Genomic DNA, 17,503 nt, shown 5'->3' on the forward strand with positions numbered 1-17,503 from the left:
TTCTTATCGCTCTAAGAGCCTAGTGAATGAAATTTTTAAAAGCAATTTAAACTGGAGAATAAGACAATTTTTTACATGTGGGAGATGAGCGATGTGCCAGCACCAACGAAACTAAATATGTAGTCGTTTTACTTACATAACCATGAGTATTTAAAAAAGTTTTTTTGAGAAGGGAATAAAATTTTAAAAAAATACGAAGCTTATTTTGTCGTATGCAGATCTTGCATTGCCGCAGCCCAGTTGCCTTTTGCAGCTTCAGGCAGGGCGCGAATGGCGCGATCAATTGCATCATCAATCAGGGCTTGTTCGCTTGCCGGAGCCTTCTTTAATACAAAGCCCACCACTTGTGCAGCAGAGCCGGGATGACCAATGCCGAGGCGCAAGCGATTGAAGTTTTGATTGTTGCCCAGTGCGCTGATGGTATCGCGTAAACCATTGTGTCCGCCGTGTCCGCCGCCGTGTTTGAAACGTGCAACGCCTGGGGCAAGGTCCAGTTCATCATGTGCGATAAGGATGGCTTCGGGAGGAATTTTGTAGAACTGGGCGAGAGCATTAATAGCTTGCCCGCTGCGGTTCATAAACGTGGTGGGAATCAACAGGCGCAGGTCGCGGCCGTGGAAATGAAGGCGAGCAGTTAGTCCGTAGAATTTATTTTCCGGAACCAGGCTGGCGCCCTCACGGCGCGCCAGCTCGGTAACGAAATCAGCACCGGCATTGTGACGGGTCCTGTCATATTCAGCGCCCGGATTGCCCAGGCCCACGATTAATTGCAGGGGAGTGTCCATCACAATACCGTTGAGAGCCGATTAAGCAGTAGCGCCGTCTTCAGCAGCTTCTTCGTCAGCACCGCCTTTCGGCTTCAGCATGGTCACAACAGCCAGGTCGTGATCAGCACCGTGACTCAATGCAACGGAAGTTACACCTTTGGGCAGTTTCAGGTCGGAGATGTGCAGGATCTGGCCCACTTCCATCTCGCCCAGATCAACTTCGATGAACTCCGGCAAGTTGGCTGGCAAACAGCTGACTTCCAATTGCACCAGGTTGTGTACCACTTTACCGCCTTGCAGTTTCACACCTTTGGAGGTGGCTTCATTAATGAAGTGCAGCGGTACGTTGGTGTGCAGCTTGGTGGACTTGGAAACGCGCAGGAAGTCTGCGTGCAGAACCTGGGTCTTGGACGGGTGGCGTTGCAGATCTTTCAGGATCACATCTTCGGCTTTGCCGGCGATGTTCAGGCTGATGATGTGCGAGTAAAACGCTTCGTTTTCCAGGTGCTTGATCAGATCTTTATGGTTGATGCTGATATTTACCGGATTTTTGCTTCCGCCATACACGATGCCGGGAACAAGACCTTCCAGACGACGCAGGCGGCGGCTCGCACCTTTCCCCAGATCGTCACGGGCTTGGGCATCTAATACAAAGTCTTCAGACATTTTTCAGTACTCATGTTTGACTGCAAGGGTCCGCGACCAGAACCGTTTGCAGAGTTAAAAAAACCAATGCTGTGGCATTGGTGGTGATCCGAGTACGTTGTTCAGGTCTAGCGGAACATCGCACTCAGGGATTCTTCATTGCTCAGGCGTCGCATAGCCTCAGCGAGCATTCTCGACAGGGTAAGCTGGCGAATGCGTGGGCAATCTTTGGCTTCCTGACGCAAGGGGATGGAGTCGGTCACAACCAACTCATCCAGGACAGAGTTATTCAGGTTTTGTATCGCGTTGCCGGACAAGACCGGGTGCGTACAGTAAGCAATGACGCGCTTGGCGCCGTGTTCTTTCAGCGCCTTGGCAGCATTGCACAGGGTGCCGGCAGTATCCACCATGTCATCAACCAGCAAACAAGTGCGATCATTGACATCACCGATGATGTTCATCACCTCCGCAACGCCAGCCTGGGGGCGACGTTTGTCGATAATCGCCAGATCAATACCCAGTTGTTTAGCTACCGCGCGTGCGCGAACCACACCGCCGATATCCGGGGAAACCACAATCAGATCCTGGAAGCTTTGCTTCTCGATATCTTCGAGTAACACGGGAGAACCGTAGACATTGTCCACTGGCACATCGAAGAAACCCTGAATCTGTTCCGCGTGCAGGTCGACAGTCAGGACACGATCTACACCAACACCGACCATCATGTCGGCTACTACCTTGGCGGTAATCGGTACCCGCGCTGAACGCACGCGTCGATCCTGCCGTGCATAACCAAAGTAGGGAACGACCGCAGTGATGCGACCGGCGGAGGCGCGTCGCAACGCATCTACCATCACAATCAATTCGATCAGGTTATCGTTAGTTGGCGCACAGGTGGATTGCACCACAAACACATCGCGACCGCGCACGTTGGTCAGCAACTCAACGGCAACTTCACCATCAGAAAACTGCGAGACTGAAACCTCACCCAGTTGCATGCCGAGATGGTCGACAATCTTTTGTGCAAGTTCAGGGTTGGCGTTGCCGGTAAAGACCATCAAGTCAGTCACGTCATGTACCTTTATATAAAGCCGATAATAAAATATAAAGCCGATAATAAAGCTGCTAAATGTGTAAACCGATAGCGTTTTCGATTTGCTGTCGATGATACTGCGTCTAAAACTACAGGTTTTTACCCTATGCCATTCACACACCCTCTGCCGGAGGGTTGCTAGCTTCAGACCGTATGATCCACATTGAGGAAGGTGCGGTCACTGTCTGGTGAAGTCACAATGACGCGAGAAAATGGCAGGGGCGGAAGGACTCGAACCTACGAATGGCGGGATCAAAACCCGCTGCCTTACCACTTGGCGACGCCCCTGGAGAAGTAATTCTTGCGCTTTAGTGCGCGACTGGAAGCAGATTATAAAGTGGCGAGCGGTTGATGCCTTGTGCGATAAATCCCGGCAGATTTTTTGGCGCTTGGGCCAGCACATGTTGTGCTTCTTCTGCGGAATCAAACGCGGCGAACACGCAAGCTCCTGTTCCAGTCATTCGAGCATTTTCGGTGTGTTGGCTTAGCCAATTCAGCGCTTCATCCACAGGGGGATAAAGTCTTCGCACCAGTGTCTGGCAGTCGTTTCGACCACCCTGCTCAAGAAAGGCCGCTACTGTAATGTTCGGCGTGTCTCTTGTCAAATCTTTGTGGGAAAAAATTTCAGCGGTAGAAACGTGGCAATTCGGATGCAAAACCACGAACCATTTTTGAGGTAATTCAATCGCTTGCAGGCGCTCGCCGACGCCTTCGGCCCATGCGGTTTGAGCGCCGATAAAGACCGGAATATCCGCTCCCAGTTTCAATCCGAGCGCGTGCAATTCCATCATCGTCAAATCACATTCCCACAGATAATTCAGCGCGACCAGCGTGGTGGCTGCGTTGCTACTGCCGCCGCCGATGCCGCCGCCCATAGGCAAGCGTTTTTCCAGTTGGATATCCACCCCTACTTCGGTGCTGCAATAGGATTGCAATAGTCGCGCAGCACGCACAATCAGGTTGTCGTAAAAGGGTACTTCAGGCATGGCCGGGCTAAGGGTAATTTCCTGGTCGTCGCGCCGCTCAAAGATGATGGTGTCGCCATAGTTGAGCAATTGAAACAATGTCTGCAAGTTGTGATAGCCATCAGCTCGGCGGCCGGTGATATGCAGGAACAGATTGAGTTTGGCGGGGGAAAGCAGGGTGATTGAATCGGGTGTGCTCATAGGTGAACCCTTATCAGTCCAGTTGCCATTGACGGATGATCAGCGTCAGGCGGATGTCGCCATAGGTGGCGGTGACGCGGCCCGGTAATGGTAACGAGTATGTGCCTGTGGGTACTGACTGGTAATTCTGGTATTGGATTTGCCAGCCAGCCTGCTCCAATTGCGTGAGGAGCCCGGCTTCATTTTGCTCCATGCGAACGACCGGTTGGTGCGGCGCCGGTACACCGCGCACCCAATAGGCGAGCTGCATAACGGGTAAGGTCCAACCGGTTGTTTGATAAATCAGGGTTTCAGCAGAGTCAGCCGTCAGGGGGGCTTCGCCGGGCTGCTGCAAGGTAACGCGACCGGGCTTGCCGCTGATCAGCAATCGGCCCTGTCCTAAAGGACCACTGAGGTCCAGTGAATAATGACGCTTGTTATTTTGCCAGCGCAGGTTGGCGCTGCCATTCTCGTCTGGAATACGCACACCCAGTTTGCCGGTGATCTGCCAGTGGGACACTTTTTGTACCCGCGCCTCATGGCTTGGCCAATCGTCAATCGGTTGGGGCAGGCGATGGGCGCAGCCGCTGATTAACACAAACAACAAAATCGCCAGAGGAGAAATGCGTGCGAATTTGTGTTGAGGGACAATCATTCCTGGTCAGCCTTGAGCCGTTGTATGGTGGAGGTTATGACTTCGCTGTCCGGGGTAAGTTTTAGTGCATCTTTCCAGATTTGACGCGCTTCATCTTTTTCACCAATAACCCACAAAACCTCGCCCAGGTGCGCCGCAATTTCGGCATCCTGATAGGCGTCATAAGCGCGGCGCAAGTAAGCCAGGGCTTCCGGGTAATTGCCGGTGCGGTAGTGCAGCCAGCCCACGCTGTCGATGATGGCGGGGTCAGCCGGGTTAAGTGTATAGGCTTTAACGAGGAGTTCGCGGGCTTCATCAAAACGCGTGGTTTTGTCGGTCAGGATATAGCCCAGTGCATTGAGTGCGGCCGCATTGTCCGGTTCCTGCGCCAGGACTGTGCGCAGATCTTTTTCCGCTGCTGCGAGCTGGTTGCGCTGGTCATAGAGCATGGCGCGCGCGAACAACAGGTTGCTTTGTTCCGCTGCAGGTGTGGTTTTCAAGGTGCGGTTCAGTACGGTTTCGGCGGCATCCAGATACCCGTATTTGACGAGTGTCTGCGCGTGAATCAGGTTGAGTCCGCTGGCTTGGTCTGGGAAGCGGTTCAGGGTCCGCTTCATGTGTTCTGTTGCGCTTAACAGATCACCGCTGCGGATCATGATATTCAGCAGATTGACTGTGGCCGGCACAAAGTCATTGCCCTGTTCAACTTGCAAATAATGAATCAGCGCCGTTTCTGTATCCTTGCGTTCCTCAGCTAAACGGCCCAGATAATAATGCGCGGTAGAGATATGCTGATCGCGGTCCAGCAGCTTCTCAAAAGCGACGATGGCTGTTTCGGTATCCTTGCGCTCCAGGGCGATGATGCCGAGGGATAACAATAAATCACCATCGTTGGGCGATTGTTCTACCAGAATCTCAAATTGTTCCTGCGCGAGTCCGAGGTCGTGGTGGGTAAGGATGCGGGCATATTGCAGGCGCAAGCGGATGTTATCCGGGTATTGCTCCAGCAAAGCCGTCATCCGGGCAATAGCTTCTTCATCGCGCTTGAGTTGATGGAGCAAATTGGCTTCAAGGATGGCGGCGGGAATACTGCTGGCATTTTGCTTCAGGGCAGCCTGTGCGTAACCCAATGCCTCGTCGAGTTTTTCCTGCTGTTGCAACAAAATGCCTGCGCCTACCAATAACTGCTCATCGGTTGGATGAGTGGCTAACTGATCCAGATACTTTTGCAGCAAGGCGACCCGTTCCTCGTCCGTCAGATTGGTGGCGTTGGCGGCAATATTCTGGAACAGGGTTTCTTCGCCTTTATCCAGCAGGCGGCGCGACATTTCAAAGGCTTCAAAGTGACGTCCGTTTTGCATCAGTGTCATGGACGCATTGGCGAGGGCTTCGCTGTTGTTCGGTGCTGCCTCGGCCCAGATGACGGCCGACTCCATGGCGATTTCATCTTCCCGTAAAAAGCGCGCAATCATGGTGGCCCGTTCGGCAACTTGCGGGTCACGTGTTTCCTTGGCTTGTTGTGCGTAGTTGCTCAGCGCGATATCAAATTGCTGGCGGCTTCCCGCAATCTCGGCGGCCAATAGGGAATACAGGGTTTCACGGGAAAAGGGGCGTTCGGGTGTCGGGGGAACAGGTGCAGGCTCCACAACCGCGGCGGGTGCTGGCTCGGGGGCTTGGTCGGTGGCTTGCAAGGCGCAACCGCAGACGAGCCAGCAACTCAACAGGCTGGCAGGAAAAAACAGGGAACCTACTCTCATGCTTCAGACAAATCCGGAATCAGGGGCTTGCGACGCGGCCAGCCATCATAAACATAGTGGCACTTTATCTCTATAGACGCTTGGGAATAAGCGGGTAAAAAACTGTACATGGGGTTATTCGCTACCCCGCTCAGCCGTACCGGGTGCTTTTCTGCTGCGATGCCAGAGCAGTCCCGTCAGCGCTAACATCAGCAGTAATCCTGCTGCTCCACCACCGCCACCACTGGCATTGCGTGTTGGTTCATTGCCACTCGCGCCTTCAAGGGTAACGCTGACCTGGGTGTTTGTCCCCAAATGGTCGCCGGCCAGGTTCAGGCTGACACTGCGATTGTTGCTGGTACCGCTGCGCCGGGTAACGGTTACGGCTTTGTTGCCGCTTTCCTGATCGCCCCAGGTAAGGGTAGTTGGTTCCAGGGTAATGGCCTGGCTCGCCGCATCGTTCAAAACCAGTTCTACCGATACACTTCCTTCGTTACCACCCGCGCGTTTCAGGACCACCTCTCCTTGGGGCATGTCTTCTGTCAGCGTGATAGCGGTAGTGGTGAATCCTATGTTGCCGGGGCTAGCGGTTCCGTTGATAACAACCGACGCCATGCTGGGGCTGATAAGGGTGGCTCCACCCTGCGGGTCAAACAGTCGGACAAACAACAGTTCATGCGTTTCGTTATCGAAAGCGTCGTTATTGATAGCAATGGAAAAGCTCTTGCTCTCGCTTTCGCCATCGGCCCAGGTCAGGCGCCCGGAAGTCATGGCAAAGTCGGCGCTATCGGCGGAGCCGGTCCGGGTCTCGTAGCCGACACTGATGGCGCCGCTGGTACCCTGGATGCGGGAGACTGTCACCGTCAATGTGCTGCCTTCATCGGTGCGATATTCAGTGGCGCTGAATGACAAGCTGCCTTGTGCCACGGTGAGGGTGTTGTCGCGCACCACGTAGAGTCCGCTGTTGATGTCGCTGACCAGGATCAGGCCGCTGGGCAGGAACGGATAAGTACCCCAGGCGCCGTTAAAGGCGGGTAGGTTGCTGACAGGGTAAGTATCAAAAAAACCGGCATCCGTCGGTGTGACGGGGTTACTGATGTCCAGCACCGTGAGCCCGCGTTCATAGTTGGACATGTAATAGCGATTGCCGCGCACAAAGCCGTTGTGGTCGATAGCGCGGGTTGGGCCGGTGTAGGTGCTCAATAAAACCGGTTGGGTGAAATCGGAGATATCAAAAAAACGCAGGGTGGTGTTAATGCCATAGCTCTGCTCATCCAGCTCATCGTGGACCGACATCACCAGCTTATCTTCGCTCCACCAGCCGGAATGCACATAACTCGCCAGCGGGTAGCTGGTACGCGACAGTTCTATCGGCGCCTGATTGTTGGTCTTGTCCCACAGGCGCACGTCATTCTCATTGAAATCAAACAGGATCTCGCAGTAATCGCTGGCGTTGGTGCATTGGGAATCCTTGCGCTCATCGAAGACGGCCATGGAAGCCACGTCATGGCTGTAGTTGGCGCGTGCGTTGCTGGCATTGCGGTAAACCGGTTCCGGGTCAATCGGATTGGTCAAGGCAAAGGTGTTGAAGGAACCGCCATTACGGTTGCTGCCGGCCAGGTGTAAAAAAGGTTGCAGGCCGGGCAGTGGAACGCCGGTGCTGTAATCGACGTTGCTCAGATAAATATTGTGCGCGCTGATATCGGTGGTGTCGGTGCTGGCCAGGGTGGCGCGTACCGGTAATTCATTGAGGTCGATAATCTGCAAGCCCACGGAAGCATTGTCGGCGGTTACATAGGCGTAGGACTTCCACACGCCCTCGCTGGCGGAAAACTGTTGTAACACCTTGATGTCGCGCCAGGTGGTGTCCTGGCCGGGAATGCGGGAAATAACCTGTGGGTCATCAGGGGTGGTGATATCCACTACTGCTGTACCGTTACGCAATCCCATCAAGGCGTATTCACGCCCATCGTTTAGGTCGTAGTGACCCCAGATATCGTTGCCTTGGGTATTACCACCAAGCTCGTTTAAGGGGACGTGGGCAATCAGATCAATATTGCTACAGGCAAACTGCCCAGCGACGCCGTTGGTGCAGTTCACATTCAGTTGCTTGCGGCGCATCTCTTCCACGGCGTCCATCTTGGTGGACAGTTGCATGCTGGTGGCTTCGTCCATGCCTTTGCGATCCACGATGATGGTGAAACCTTTCTCTGCCAGCTCATTGGCATATTCCGGTGGCACCCCCACGAGACGCGTCGGGTTTTGGTTGGTATCGCGCTTATATTGTTTGGTGGAGTAACCGCCTTTTACCGGGACGACGTTGCTGATCAGATAGAAGAGCGTGTTAACGTCTTCGATAGCGTAACTGCCGGCGGCGACGAGAATGTTGTCGCCTTTGCTGGCTTGCTGGGCGGCGTAACCGATGGTCTTGCAGGGCGCCGACGGCTTGTCACAGCGGCCCTTATCTTCACCGTTTTCGGCGACATAACGCGGCTTGTCATGCTCGGCGTGGGCACAAGCCCATTGCGGCAGGGTTGCCAAAGCGAATAACGCACATAGAGGAAATAAGGATTTCATAATCTTGTTATACGTCCCATGTTTAAAGATGAACCACCGAAAATGCCGTCTAGCATACGCGTTTGGCGTCTGAGGCGTTGTGATCCAGTGTAGAGCTTGTGCTTTTGCAGCTTGTGCCTCTATAACTTGTGCCTTTATAAATAATCCCGCAACAATTCCCGCGCCCACGCCGGCAAGGTGTCCGCATAGATAACCGGCGTACCCGCTTTCAACGCCGCAATCCGCCGTAACGGCATATCCCAGCGGCTGTTATCCAGCAAATACACTTCATCTGCCAGCGGTAGCGCCGTCTTGATATGGTTCAGGGTGCGGGGAATCCGGCTTTCAATCTTTTCTTCCGGCACATTATGGCCTCCTTCGCTGACCCGTTGGGCCACGCGCGCCTTGTTGAGATCGCTGTTGTCGAGGTGGATAAACACCAGTACCACCTCATATCCCAGGGCCTTGGCCTGGGCAATAAAATCGATCTTGGAGGGGTGGGAAAATACGGTTTCAAAACAAAAGCTTACGCCTTTGTTGAGCAGGTCGTAGCGCAGGTGCTCCGCCAGTTGGGCGGCAGCGTAGCTGGCTTCTTCGGTGCTGTCCGGGGCCATATCGCGGGCGATATTGTCAGCATTTACCAAGGCCATGCCGCGTGGTTGCAGGGCGGTTCGATAGAAAGTGCTTTTGCCGGCACCGTTGCCGCCGGCTAACAGCCAGAGTTGTTTGCGGGGAATAAGAGAAGTTGGCACTAAATGGGAAATCCTTTACCCGATCTGCGGAATAAATTGACCGTTGCGGAATTGGCCCACCACCACGCGTCCGTCGGGATGAATTTGTTCAAGTAAACCAGGCGCAGCCTGACTAGCCTGATAACGCAGTTTGGCGCCGCTGATGTGTTCGCTGAGTAAGCCGCTATCCCGCGCAACCTCCAGCCCGGCAAAGACATCATCTGCCTCCAGGGGTACTGACTGGATGGGTTCGACACGCAGTTGGGCCAAGCCTTCCCGCAGCGCAATCACCGTTTCGGCATCCAGTTCGCGTTCTACCGCGCGGCCTAATTCGGCCCAATATTCAATTTGGCGGGGGGTGGTGCGTTTAAACAGGTGGGCCATTGCCGCAGCGGCTTCCACCAGTTTGTGATCAAGCCTTAAGGGAGATGAAACAGCCATGGGAGCCTCCGTAGGGAATCCGGGTTAGCTGATATTGAGTAGCAAGATGAATCAAATGTAGCACTACGCTACATGCTTGTCGAGCAGGCTTTTGCGGTGAAACTCATCTCCCCCTTGTCAGCGGACCCCGCTGGCCGGACAATGACGCCCTTTCATTTGACCGCCCGGTTCTGCATGACCCTATTGGCCTTCGGTATCAATCACAACTCTGCGCCTCTCGCGATCCGCGAGCGGGTGGCTTTTGCGCCGGAGCAGGTCGCTGAAGCCCTGCATCAAGCGCGGGCGCAAGCGGGGCTGGCGGAAGTGACCATTCTCTCGACCTGCAACCGCACAGAGATCTATGCCAGCAGCCTCGGCGAGCCTCAGGCACTGTTTAATTGGCTGGTGGAACATACCGCCATCAGCGCCGCCGATCTGGAGCAGTGTTTCTATTGTCACCGCGATGAAGACGCTGTGCGCCATATGATGAAGGTGGCCGGCGGGCTGGATTCGTTGGTATTAGGCGAACCGCAGATCCTCGGGCAAATGAAGTCCGCCTTTGCCGTAGCACGGGACGCGGGCACCATCGGCGGCGAATTGCACGGCACGTTCCAGCAGGTGTTCAGCATTGCCAAGCGGGTGCGCACGGAAACCGCCATCGGCGAAAACCCGGTCTCCGTGGCCTATGCGGCGGTGAGTCTGGCGCAGCAAATTTTCTCCAACTTAAAGCAGGACACGGCGCTGTTGATCGGTGCCGGCGAAACCATTGAGCTGGTTGCCCGGCATCTGGCGGAGCAGGGCATCAAGAAGATGATCGTGGCCAATCGCACCCTGGATCGCGCCCAGCGGCTCGCGCGGGAATTTCTCGGTGAAGCGATACTGCTATCGGATATTCCCGAGTATCTCCACCGCGCCGATATTGTGATCTCATCCACCGCCAGCCAACTGCCGCTGTTGGGTAAAGGTGCGGTGGAATCCGCACTGAAAAAACGTAAACACAAACCCATGTTTATGCTCGATATTGCCGTGCCACGCGATATTGAAGAGCAGGTCGGCGAGCTGGACGACGTATACCTTTACACCGTCGACGACTTGCACGCGGTGATTGATGAAAATAAAAAATCCCGCGTGGCTGCCGCAGACAAAGCTGAAGATATTATCGACGAAGGCGTTGAACAATATCGCCGCCACGCACGGGCACTGAATGCCGTTGCCACCATCAAAGCCTATCGGCGCAAGGCGGAAAGCTTGCGCGATAACGAATTACTGAAAGCGCAGCGTCTACTGGAAAGCGGTGTCGATGCAGAGCAAGTGCTGCAGCAGTTTGCACGCAACCTGACCAATAAATTAATCCATACGCCGACGACCGTCCTGAAAGACGCCAGCGCCGGAGGGCGCACTGAGATGATTCAGGTGGCGCAGGAATTATTTGATTTATCTACTGACGATATCGAAAAAAGCGAGTCTGAATGAAAGCATCGATCCTGGAAAAACTGCAACGCCTGAGCGAACGCTACGAAGAGGTCAGCGCGCTGTTGTCCGAAGCAGATATCATCAACAACCAGAATAAATTTCGTGAGCTATCGAAAGAATATGCTGAGCTGGAGCCAATTGTTCAGGGTTACCAGCGTTATCAACAATTGCTCGACAACATGGCTGAAGCCAAACAATGGTTGACCGGTAACGACCCCGACATGAAGGCCATGGCGGAAGAAGAATTGGCTTCCTGTGAAGAACAACTGGAGCCGATGACGCTGGAATTGCAGCGCCTGTTATTGCCCAAAGATCCCAACGATGAAAAGAACTGTTACCTGGAAATTCGCGCCGGTACCGGCGGTGATGAAGCGGCGATTTTTTCCGGCGATTTATTTCGTATGTATTCCAAATATGCCGAGCGTCAGGGTTGGCGTGTGGAGGTGTTGAGCGAGAGTGAAGGCGAACACGGTGGCTACAAAGAAATTATCACCCTGGTGACCGGTCAGGGTGTGTATTCCAAGATGAAATTCGAATCCGGTGCACACCGTGTACAGCGCGTACCGGAGACGGAATCCCAGGGGCGAATTCATACATCGGCCTGTACGGTGGCGGTGATGCCGGAAGCGGATGAATTGGAAGAGGTGAATATCAATAAAGCGGATTTGCGTGTTGATACTTATCGTTCCTCCGGTGCTGGTGGTCAGCACGTTAACAAAACCGATTCTGCTATTCGCATTACGCACATTCCCACCGGCATTGTGGTGGAGTGTCAGGATGAACGCTCGCAACACAAAAACCGTGCGCGTGCCATGTCATTGTTGGCAACCAAATTAAAAACCATGCAGGAAGATGCTGCGCACAAATCTCTATCTGATGAGCGGCGTAACCTGGTGGGAACCGGTGATCGTTCCGAGCGCATCCGTACTTATAATTATCCGCAAGGGCGTGTAACGGATCACCGTATTAATCTCACGCTATATTCATTGGATGCGGTGATGGAAGGCGAGCTGGACAGCGTGATCCAACCGCTGGTGAATGAATATCAGGCGGACCAACTGGCCGCATTGGCGGAGTAATGCATGCATGAGTGAAGCCTTCACCATCGCCAGTTGTATACGGATGGCGAACCAGCTGGCCAAGGTAAGTGATTCACCCCGCCTGGATGTTGAAATATTACTGGCACATGTCCTGCAAAAAGATCGCACTTTTTTATTTGCCTGGCCCGAAACCGCGTTAACCGTGGAGCAGGAAGATAATTTCATTGCGCTGTTTGATCGGCGTTTACGCGGTGAGCCGGTCGCGCATATTATCGGTCAGCGCGAATTCTGGTCGCTGCCCTTGTTTGTCAATAGCACTACCTTGATTCCGCGCCCCGATACCGAACTGGTGGTGGAAACCGTGCTGAATTTATTTGCGTCGGATATACACAACCAACCGCGCCATGTATTGGATTTGGGTACGGGTACTGGTGCGATTGTATTAGCGCTGGCGCATGAGAAAAAATATTGGCATTGCCTCGGTGTGGATAATCAGCCGGAAGCTGTGTTGCTGGCGCAAAAAAATTGCCAGCATCTGCACATTCAGAATGTAGAGATCAGACAAAGCGATTGGTTTTCGGCAGTAGAAGAAACTGACTTTGATGTCATTGTCAGCAACCCGCCTTATATCGCCGCCGATGATCCGCATCTGCAACAGGGTGACGTGCGCTTTGAACCTATGAGCGCGCTGGTTGCCGATAATCAGGGTCTGCGCGATATCGAAAACATCGTGCAGCAAGCGCGCCATTATATGCGGCCCAATGGTTGGTTGTTGATCGAGCATGGCTATCAGCAAGGTCAGACGGTGCGTCAATTGTTTGAACAATCCGGTTACGTTGCGATAACAACGCTACGCGACCTGAGTGATAACGAACGCGTTACGATGGGTAAAAAAACGGGCTAAGCCGATGATGAACGATCAGCAATTACTGCGCTACTCACGCCAGATTATGCTTGACGATATCGATATCGAAGGGCAGGAAAAATTACTGGCGGCGCGGGTGTTGATTGTTGGTCTGGGTGGCTTGGGTTCACCGGTAGCCATGTACCTCGCTGCGGCCGGTGTCGGTCATCTTGTGTTGGCAGATTTTGATCATGTGGATTTATCCAATTTGCAACGGCAAATTGTCCATACCCAGGCGCGCATTGGTGTTAATAAAGCAATTTCTGCGGTGCAAACACTGCGCGAATTAAATCCTGAGGTACACATCACCTGCGTTGAAAAACCGCTCGATCTTGAGTCGATGAACGACCAGGTCAAGCAAGTCGATGTCGTGGCGGATTGCACCGATAACTTTGCTACGCGTTTTGCAATCAATGCGGCCTGTGTTAAAGCAAAAGTACCGCTGGTGTCCGGTGCGGCGATTCGTCTGGAGGGTCAGGTCGCGGTATTCGATGCGCGCGATGAAAACAGCCCTTGCTATCGCTGTTTGTACGAAGAAAGTGAAGAAGATTTAACTTGTGCGGCCAACGGCGTATTGGCACCTTTGGTGGGGGTGATTGGTTCGTTGCAAGCGCTGGAAACCATCAAGCTTATTGCCGGCATCGGCACAACGCTCAAGGGCAGTTTGCAATTATTCGACGCCCGCCACGCACAATGGCGCACCATCAAATTACCCAAAGATCCCCACTGCCCCGTCTGTTCCTGATTCCTATCCTTAATTCCCTCGTAGGTCGGATTAGCGCCGCGTAATCCGACATCCAGCTAATAAAAAATGATAGTTTATTTGTCGAATTAGAGACGAGCTGCGCTCGTCTCTAATTCGACCTGCAAGTCCAGTTATTTAAAAAACGCGTCTTTCAGCTCACGATGCTGCGCCGCTTTCAGGCGCGGTCCAAATTGGGCAACGACTTTGGCGGAGGCAAAATTGGCGAAATCGCCCGCGGTTTTGTAATCGTAACCGTGCGTCAGTGCATACAAAAACGCCCCGGCGAACATATCACCCGCACCGTTGGTGTCGATGGCTTTGGTTGGGTAGGCATTGGTTTTCAGTAGTGCATTACCATCAAATACCAACGCCCCTTCGGCACCACAAGTAATTGCAAACGTTTTGCAATATTTCTTTAGCGCTTCTACTGCATGATCCAACGAATGGGTTTGGGTAAAGCCCAAGGCTTCGTCGCGATTGCAAAATAATAAATCCACGCCGTCGCCAATCATGTCCACCAAGCCATCGCGGAAGAATTGCACCATGGCCGGGTCGGACAGGCTGAGTGAGGTGCGCGTGTTGTTGGCTTGTGCCAATTTACGCAGCTCAATGGCGGCAGCACGCCCAGTGGTGGAAGACACCAGATAACCTTCAATATAAACATACTCGGCGGTGGCAATCGCATCGCGTTGCAATTCGTTAACCGACACGGTTTCACTGATGCCGAGGAAGGTATTCATACTGCGTTCAGCGTCGGGGGTTATCATCACCAGGCATTTGCCGGTGATCCCTTCGGCGGCAGGCAGATGGTTCGGGTACGCCACGCCAGCGTCTTTAATATCCTGCAAATAAAATCGGCCGTTGTCGTCGTCGGCAACTTTACAGGAGTAAAAGTTGTCGCAGCCAAAGTAGTTGGCGGCGATGATGGTGTTGGCGCCGGAGCCGCCGCTGACTTTGTGGGCGATCTGGTGCTCGGATAAATAGCTGATCAGTTGTGATTGGCGCGGCTCATCCACCAGTGTCATCACACCCTTGGCGACCGCCATGGCGGTCAGGTCGCTATCGCTGACGGTTATTTCGGTATCGACCAGCGCGGCGCCTATGCCGTAGATATGGTAATGAGTCATGCGTGCCTCGTGCAGTTTATCGTTGGATGGCTGCGCATTATGCAAAACGCATGTTACAGATGCAAAACCGATGATTGTAGATCTCAATCGGCGTAAACTAGCGCCCTGTTTTTTAACCCGTACTTTAAGAATTTCTGATGACCAAACGCCGTTCCATTTCCCGCACTAAAAAGTCTCCACCACCCAGTAAACCCCCGCGTCATGGTTGGGCGCTGTTTCGCCTCTGGTTGTTTTACAGTGTTATTGCCATCCTGGTATTGCTTGCTATCTGGACTTTGTACCTTGATGTGGTGGTGCGCGCGAAATTCGACGGTAAAAAGTGGGCGCTGCCGGCGCGGGTGTATTCCCGTCCGCTGGAGTTGTATGAAGGGCTGGCGCTGACGCCGCCGTTGTTTGAGCAGGAATTGCAGGCATTGGGTTATCGCGCAGTTGGCAGCCTGAATGCGCCGGGCCAATACGTGAAGCGCCCGGTCAGTAGCGTGCAGGCCAGCTACCAGGTGCACAGTCGCGGTTTTGATTTTTGGGATAAGCGTGAAGAGGCGCGGCGTTTCGGTATCACGATTGCGGATGGACATGTACTGCATTTGCGCGATCTGGCCGGCGCCGATATGCCGCTGATGCGGCTGGAGCCAGAAGAAATTGGCGGCATTTATCCCGCCGAAGCCGAAGACCGACTGCTGGTGCGCTTGTCCGATTTACCGCCGTTACTGGGTGAAACCTTGCTGGCGGTGGAAGATCAGCACTTTCTCGATCACTACGGCGTATCACCCCTGGCCATCCTGCGGGCGGCTATGGTGAATGTGCGCGAAGGCGAAGTGGTGCAGGGTGGCAGCACCCTGACCCAGCAATTGGTGAAGAATTTTTACCTGACCCGCGAGCGCCATCTGCGGCGCAAGGTGCAGGAAGCCATCATGGCGGTGTTGCTGGAGATCCACTACACCAAGTCTGAAATCCTCGAAACCTATATCAACGAAGTCTTCCTTGGGCAAAGTGGTCCGCGTGCGATCCACGGTTTTGCACTGGCGTCGCAGCATTATTTCCGCCAGCCATTGACCGAACTGGATACCGAACAGCTGGCATTGCTTGTCGGTCTGGTGAAAGGCGCTTCCTATTACAACCCCTGGCGCAATCCCGAGCGCGCTAAAAAGCGGCGCAATCTGGTATTGACCGTCATGCATCAGCAGGGGCTGATTGATGACAAGGAATTAAAGCGCGCACAAGCAGCATCGCTGGGTGTGGTGGAGCAAGGCGATACCAGCATGGTGACTTACCCGGCCTTTGTGGCCTTGGTGAAGCGCCAGTTGCAGGAGGACTATCAGGAAGAGGATCTGCGCAGCGAAGGTTTGCGCATCTTCACCAGCTTGTCGCCGATGGTGCAGCGCCAGGCCGAGGCAGCGCTGAATCAACGCCTGCGTCAGCTGGAGCAACGACACAATGTGAAAGACCTGCAAGGCAGCATGGTGGTGACCTCGGTGGGCGGCGGTGAAGTGTTGGCACTGATCGGCGATAAAAATCCGCGTTTCGAAGGCTTTAATCGCGCCCTGGATGCGCGTCGTCCTATCGGCTCGTTGATGAAGCCATTCGTCTACCTCACTGCCCTTGAGCAACCGGATACCTACCATCTCGGCACCCTTATCAGTGATGAACCGGTCACCATTAAAGGCGGCGACGGCAAATTGTGGGAGCCCAACAATGTCGATTCGGTCAGTCACGGCGAGGTGCCCATGTACATGGCCTTGACCCACTCCTATAACCAGGCCACGGCGCGCCTGGGCATGCAGTTAGGTTTGGAGAACGTGTACGACACCGTGAAAGCGGCGGGTTTTGAGGGGCGTATCCCCGGCGTTCCATCCATGTTGCTCGGCTCTGTGGATATGTCTTCGTTTGAAGTCGCAGGCATCTACCACACGCTGGCTGCAGAAGGTGTCTACACGCCTTTGCGTTCGATCCGCGAAGTGCTGACGGCCGATGGCCAGCCGTTGCGGCGCTACCCGCTTGAGCTGGAACAACGTTTCTCGCTCGAAAGTACCTTCCAGTTGCAATACGCCTTGCAGATGGTGTTGCGCGAAGGCACCGGGCGCAGTGTCTACAATCAATTCCCGGAGACTCTGCCTTTGGCGGGTAAGACCGGCACCACCAACGATCAGCGCGATAGCTGGTTTGCGGGTTTCAGCGGTGAGCATCTTGCCGTGGTCTGGCTGGGCCGCGACGATAACAGTGCAACACCACTCACCGGTTCGGGTGGGGCGTTGCAGGTCTGGGCGGATTTGATGCGGCAATTACCGACGCAGGGCGTGAACCTGCAACCACCGGAAGGTGTCAGCTTTGACTGGATTGATGCGGCAACCGGTATGCTCAGTGCCGAACATTGCGAAGGCGCCGTCTGGCTGCCCCTGCGCGATAGCCAGCGTCCCGAACAACAAAGCGATTGCCGCCTGAAAGAAGGTGGCCGCAACTGGTGGCAGCGCCTGTGGAATTAACGCCCCG

At 54.1% G+C, this 17,503-nt stretch carries 15 protein-coding genes and 1 tRNA gene; 5 read left to right on the forward strand and 11 right to left on the reverse strand.

The annotated features are described in order from the left end of the window. Nucleotides 1–200: 200 nt before the first annotated feature. The 10 genes from pth to CBR65_RS17295 all read right to left on the reverse strand — a co-directional run bounded on the left by pth (nt 201) and on the right by CBR65_RS17295 (nt 9,748). The gene (pth, locus tag CBR65_RS17250; RefSeq protein WP_087468007.1) at nt 201–785 is read right to left on the reverse strand and encodes an aminoacyl-tRNA hydrolase; all 585 of its coding nucleotides are present in this window, start codon (nt 783–785) and stop codon (nt 201–203) included. A gap of 21 nt (nt 786–806) precedes the next feature. Continuing rightward, nucleotides 807–1,433 carry a 50S ribosomal protein L25/general stress protein Ctc gene (locus CBR65_RS17255; protein ID WP_087468008.1) on the reverse strand — a complete coding sequence of 209 codons (627 nt, stop codon included), beginning with the start codon at nt 1,431–1,433 and terminating at the stop codon, nt 807–809. 107 nt (nt 1,434–1,540) lie between these two features. Beyond that, nucleotides 1,541–2,482, reverse strand: a complete 942-nt coding sequence (locus CBR65_RS17260; protein ID WP_198300778.1) for a ribose-phosphate pyrophosphokinase — start codon at nt 2,480–2,482, stop codon at nt 1,541–1,543. A 236-nt stretch (nt 2,483–2,718) separates the two neighbouring features. Further along, nucleotides 2,719–2,793 (reverse strand) — tRNA-Gln (locus CBR65_RS17265). A 20-nt stretch (nt 2,794–2,813) separates the two neighbouring features. Beyond that, complete coding sequence (gene ispE / locus CBR65_RS17270) at nt 2,814–3,671, reverse strand: 4-(cytidine 5'-diphospho)-2-C-methyl-D-erythritol kinase (RefSeq protein WP_087468009.1); 858 nt, start codon at nt 3,669–3,671, stop codon at nt 2,814–2,816. Nucleotides 3,672–3,684: 13 nt separating this feature from the next. Further along, complete coding sequence (gene lolB / locus CBR65_RS17275; protein ID WP_087468010.1) at nt 3,685–4,305, reverse strand: lipoprotein insertase outer membrane protein LolB; 621 nt, start codon at nt 4,303–4,305, stop codon at nt 3,685–3,687. Beyond that, entirely contained in the window at nt 4,302–6,041 is a 1,740-nt protein-coding gene (locus CBR65_RS17280; RefSeq protein ID WP_087468011.1) for a tetratricopeptide repeat protein, read from the reverse strand. Before CBR65_RS17280 ends, lolB begins: the two co-directional genes overlap by 4 nt. 114 nt (nt 6,042–6,155) lie before the next feature. Beyond that, a complete protein-coding gene (locus CBR65_RS17285; protein ID WP_087468012.1) occupies nt 6,156–8,597 on the reverse strand; it encodes a choice-of-anchor B family protein in 2,442 nt (813 codons plus the stop codon). A 134-nt stretch (nt 8,598–8,731) separates the two neighbouring features. Then, nucleotides 8,732–9,328 (reverse strand): AAA family ATPase, encoded by a 597-nt coding sequence (locus CBR65_RS17290; protein WP_087468013.1) that lies wholly within the window; start codon nt 9,326–9,328, stop codon nt 8,732–8,734. Between the two features lie 15 nt (nt 9,329–9,343). Further along, nucleotides 9,344–9,748: a hypothetical protein gene (locus tag CBR65_RS17295; RefSeq protein ID WP_087468014.1), complete on the reverse strand. Its 405-nt coding sequence runs from the start codon at nt 9,746–9,748 to the stop codon at nt 9,344–9,346. 174 nt (nt 9,749–9,922) lie between these two features. Between CBR65_RS17295 and hemA the strand changes: the two genes are divergently transcribed. Genes hemA through CBR65_RS17315 form a run of 4 tightly spaced genes read left to right on the forward strand, consistent with a single transcriptional unit; the run spans nt 9,923 to nt 13,889 of the window. Then, on the forward strand, nt 9,923–11,200 hold the full coding sequence (hemA, locus tag CBR65_RS17300) for a glutamyl-tRNA reductase (RefSeq protein WP_087468015.1): 1,278 nt from the start codon (nt 9,923–9,925) through the stop codon (nt 11,198–11,200). Continuing rightward, nucleotides 11,197–12,279 carry a peptide chain release factor 1 gene (gene prfA / locus CBR65_RS17305; protein WP_087468016.1) on the forward strand — a complete coding sequence of 361 codons (1,083 nt, stop codon included), beginning with the start codon at nt 11,197–11,199 and terminating at the stop codon, nt 12,277–12,279. The genes hemA and prfA overlap by 4 nt, the downstream gene beginning before the upstream one ends. Before the next feature lie 7 nt (nt 12,280–12,286). Next, on the forward strand, nt 12,287–13,144 hold the full coding sequence (prmC, locus tag CBR65_RS17310) for a peptide chain release factor N(5)-glutamine methyltransferase (protein WP_087468017.1): 858 nt from the start codon (nt 12,287–12,289) through the stop codon (nt 13,142–13,144). 7 nt (nt 13,145–13,151) lie between these two features. Further along, a complete protein-coding gene (locus CBR65_RS17315) occupies nt 13,152–13,889 on the forward strand; it encodes a molybdopterin-synthase adenylyltransferase MoeB (protein WP_087469138.1) in 738 nt (245 codons plus the stop codon). A 131-nt stretch (nt 13,890–14,020) separates the two neighbouring features. Here CBR65_RS17315 and CBR65_RS17320 read toward each other — a convergent pair whose 3' ends face one another. After that, nucleotides 14,021–15,016, reverse strand: a complete 996-nt coding sequence (locus tag CBR65_RS17320; RefSeq protein ID WP_087468018.1) for an adenosine kinase — start codon at nt 15,014–15,016, stop codon at nt 14,021–14,023. Nucleotides 15,017–15,153: 137 nt separating this feature from the next. Here CBR65_RS17320 and mrcB point away from each other — a divergent pair, with 137 nt between their 5' ends. Continuing rightward, on the forward strand, nt 15,154–17,496 hold the full coding sequence (gene mrcB, locus CBR65_RS17325; RefSeq protein WP_087468019.1) for a penicillin-binding protein 1B: 2,343 nt from the start codon (nt 15,154–15,156) through the stop codon (nt 17,494–17,496). The last annotated feature ends 7 nt before the right edge of the window (nt 17,497–17,503 follow it).

The sequence above is a fragment of the Cellvibrio sp. PSBB006 genome, from assembly GCF_002162135.1.
Lineage (GTDB): Bacteria > Pseudomonadota > Gammaproteobacteria > Pseudomonadales > Cellvibrionaceae > Cellvibrio.

Coding starts and splice junctions, on each gene's coding strand:
- pth (WP_087468007.1), bottom strand. CDS start 785: ATGGACACTCCCCTGCAATTAATCGTGGGCCTGGGCAATCCGGGCGCT.
- CBR65_RS17255 (WP_087468008.1), bottom strand. CDS start 1,433: ATGTCTGAAGACTTTGTATTAGATGCCCAAGCCCGTGACGATCTGGGG.
- ispE (WP_087468009.1), bottom strand. CDS start 3,671: ATGAGCACACCCGATTCAATCACCCTGCTTTCCCCCGCCAAACTCAAT.
- lolB (WP_087468010.1), bottom strand. CDS start 4,305: ATGATTGTCCCTCAACACAAATTCGCACGCATTTCTCCTCTGGCGATT.
- CBR65_RS17280 (WP_087468011.1), bottom strand. CDS start 6,041: ATGAGAGTAGGTTCCCTGTTTTTTCCTGCCAGCCTGTTGAGTTGCTGG.
- CBR65_RS17285 (WP_087468012.1), bottom strand. CDS start 8,597: ATGAAATCCTTATTTCCTCTATGTGCGTTATTCGCTTTGGCAACCCTG.
- CBR65_RS17295 (WP_087468014.1), bottom strand. CDS start 9,748: ATGGCTGTTTCATCTCCCTTAAGGCTTGATCACAAACTGGTGGAAGCC.
- hemA (WP_087468015.1), top strand. CDS start 9,923: ATGACCCTATTGGCCTTCGGTATCAATCACAACTCTGCGCCTCTCGCG.
- prfA (WP_087468016.1), top strand. CDS start 11,197: ATGAAAGCATCGATCCTGGAAAAACTGCAACGCCTGAGCGAACGCTAC.
- prmC (WP_087468017.1), top strand. CDS start 12,287: ATGAGTGAAGCCTTCACCATCGCCAGTTGTATACGGATGGCGAACCAG.
- CBR65_RS17315 (WP_087469138.1), top strand. CDS start 13,152: ATGAACGATCAGCAATTACTGCGCTACTCACGCCAGATTATGCTTGAC.
- CBR65_RS17320 (WP_087468018.1), bottom strand. CDS start 15,016: ATGACTCATTACCATATCTACGGCATAGGCGCCGCGCTGGTCGATACC.
- mrcB (WP_087468019.1), top strand. CDS start 15,154: ATGACCAAACGCCGTTCCATTTCCCGCACTAAAAAGTCTCCACCACCC.